Origin of the sequence: Rhodopseudomonas sp. B29 (assembly GCF_000333455.1) — a bacterium.
Lineage (GTDB): Bacteria > Pseudomonadota > Alphaproteobacteria > Rhizobiales > Xanthobacteraceae > Rhodopseudomonas.
Window position 1 is genome coordinate 1 of the sequence record NZ_BADD01000605.1, and the last position, 2,829, is coordinate 2,829.

2 protein-coding genes and 1 pseudogene are annotated in these 2,829 nt (G+C 65.1%); 2 read left to right on the top strand and 1 reads right to left on the bottom strand.

Features of this window, described 5'->3' with window-relative positions; translation table 11 throughout:
* The coding region (locus I5M_RS21850; RefSeq protein ID WP_022723354.1) for an ABC transporter substrate-binding protein at positions 1-840 on the top strand (840 nt) is incomplete at its 5' end.
* Positions 841-925: 85 nt separating this feature from the next.
* Here I5M_RS21850 and I5M_RS21855 read toward each other — a convergent pair.
* Positions 926-1,798 (bottom strand): LysR family transcriptional regulator, encoded by an 873-nt coding sequence (locus I5M_RS21855; RefSeq protein ID WP_022723355.1) that lies wholly within the window; start codon positions 1,796-1,798, stop codon positions 926-928.
* A gap of 123 nt (positions 1,799-1,921) precedes the next feature.
* Between I5M_RS21855 and I5M_RS21860 the strand changes: the two are divergent.
* Positions 1,922-2,829: pseudogene (locus I5M_RS21860) on the top strand (ABC transporter ATP-binding protein); the annotation flags it as partial.

Here is a 2,829-nt window from a genome sequence, read left to right on the forward strand (position 1 = left end):
GATATCATCGAGACGCCGGCGCCCGACGCCGTGCCGCAGCTCAAAGCGGCCGGCATGAAGATCGTCGACAACGTCACCCCGCACGTCTGGAACTATCACCTCAGCGTATTGCCGGGTTCACCCTGGACCGACATCCGTCTGCGCAAGGCGCTCAACCTCGCGATTGATCGCGACGCCGTGGTCGGACTGATGAACGGCCTCGCCAAGCCGGCAGTCGGCCAGGTCGATCCGTCGAGCCCGTGGTTCGGTCATCCGTCGTTCAAGATCAAGTACGACCTCGCCGAAGCCAAGAAGCTGGTGAAGGAAGCCGGCTACTCGCCGGAGCATCCGCTCAAGACCACCTTCATCATCGCCAACGGCGGCACCGGCCAGATGCTGTCGCTGCCGATGAACGAATTCCTGCAGCAGAGCTTCAAGGAAATCGGCATCGACATCGACTTCAAGGTGGTCGAACTCGAAGTGCTGTACACCGCCTGGCGCAAGGGCGCGGCCGATCCGTCGAACGCCGGCATCACCGCCAACAACGTCGCCTACGTCACGTCCGATCCGCTGTATGCGATCGTGCGGTTCTTCCACTCCGGCCAGGTGGCGCCGGTCGGCGTCAACTGGGGCGGCTACAAGAACCCGAAGGTGGACGCGCTGATCGACGAGGCCAAGCAGACCTTCGATCCGAAAAAGCAGGACGAGCTGCTCGCCCAGGCGCATTCGCTGATCGTCGACGACGCGCCAATGGTCTGGGTGGTGCACGACACCAACCCGCACGCGCTGTCGCCGAAAGTGAAGAGCTTCGTCCAGGCGCAGCACTGGTTCCAGGATCTGACGACGATCGGGATGCAGTAACAAGTCGATCCTTTCGGATCACGAGGGCTGCGCACTGACGTGCGCAGCCCTCTGCGTTTCATCGATCGCTGCTAACCAGCCGGCACTACGCAGGCAGAGCACCGCGGGCGAGAAAGAACAATTCGACCAGCCGCCCCCTCTTGCCGGCCAGCGAGAACACGTATTCGGGAAATTCGGCGTCCAGCTCCGGCACCGAGATCTTGGCGATGCGATCCATCCGGCTGGAGCCCTGCTCCCACATGAAGCCGATGCCAAGATGGTTGGCGACCGCCTCCAGCATGCCTTCACGCGTATTGACGACGATCGCCGGTTCGGGCCGGAGGCCGGCGACTTGAAACGCGCGATCGACGACGCGCTGGGTCGAGGAATCGCGGGTGCGAAACACCAGCGGATGCGCCGTCAGGTCGGCGATCGAGACCCGCCCCTTCCGCTTCTTGAGCGGATGGCCGGGATGGCACAGCACGACGACGCGCTGATTGAGACAGAGCTCGCGTCGGAACCGCCGGTCGTCCGGCACTTCGGGTAGGACGCCGATGTCGACGCGCTGATCGCTCACTGCCGCGACGATCGTCGACCAGCTGCCGATCTCGATCGCCACCCGAACCTTGGGGTAGAGCCGCTTGAACGCTGCAACCAGCGCCATGCCGGGCATCGAATTACCCAGCCCGACGCGTAGCTCGCCACCGGACAATTCCTCGCGCTGCTGCAGGATCGACATGGCCTCGGTTTCGATCGCTTGCATCCGGCTGGTCGCGGCATAGAGCTGCCGGCACAGCGAGGTCGGGATCAGGTTCTGGCCGTGACGGTCAAACAAGGTGACGCCGAACTCGGCTTCCAGCTCACGCACCAGTTGCGCCACCGCCGATTGCGACACGCCGATCCGCCGCGCCGCCGCGGCGAAACTCCCCGAATCGAACACCTCGTTCACGGCCCGCATGCGCGCCGACGTCAGCGCCATTCCGCCTCGCTCCGCCTGTCCAAGAATATCTTGCATCTCTCATAAGCAAAGCTGCTGACCGTTATGTGACTGTCAGACGCCGCCCCTAACGATGACACCGCATCGCATCTGAGGGACGGCGACATGGCGAATATCGAGCTCAGCGCGATCCGGAAATCGTTCGAGACGACGAACGTGCTCAAGGGCGTCGACCTGACGATCGCCGACGGCGAGTTCGTCTCGCTTGTCGGGCCGAGCGGCTGCGGCAAGTCGACCTTGCTACGCGTGATCGCCGGGCTGGAGCAGCAGACGAGCGGCGAAGTGCGGATCGGCGGCCAGCGCGTCGATCACGTGCGGCCGAGCGCGCGCAACCTGGCGATGGTGTTTCAATCCTACGCGCTGTATCCGCATCTCAGCGTGTTCGACAACATCGCGGTGCCGCTGCGGATGAAGCGGCTGAAGACGATCGAGCGACTACCCGTTCTCGGCCGTCTGCTGCCCAACCGCTATCGCGTCGAGCGCGGCATCCGGGCGGACGTCGAGCGCGTCGCGGACCACCTCGAGATCACCCCGTTGCTGGCCCGCAAGCCGGGACAGCTGTCCGGCGGCCAGCGCCAGCGGGTCGCGGTCGGCCGCGCCCTGGTCCGCGAGCCGGTGGCGTTTCTGTTCGACGAGCCGCTGTCCAACCTCGATGCCAAGCTGCGCGTGCACATGCGCGCCGAGATCGCGCAGCTGCATCGCCGCCTGCAGGCCACCTTCATCTACGTCACGCACGACCAGGCCGAAGCCATGACGATGTCCAGCCGCATCGCCGTGATGATCGGCGGCGAGCTGGTGCAGGTCGGCACGCCGAGCGACGTCTACGACAACCCGCGCGACATCCGCGTCGCCGAATTCATCGGCAGCCCGAAGATCAACGTGCTGCCCGGGACAGTGCAGGCCGATGGGCGGATCGAGGTGTTCGACCGTGCGATCCGGCGCCAGGACCAACGCGGCCGGCCGGGCCGTGCCGGGTCGCCGTGCGCCCGGAAAAGATCCCGCCTGAACATCGA

Coding starts and splice junctions, on each gene's coding strand:
- I5M_RS21855 (WP_022723355.1), bottom strand. CDS start 1,798: ATGGCGCTGACGTCGGCGCGCATGCGGGCCGTGAACGAGGTGTTCGAT.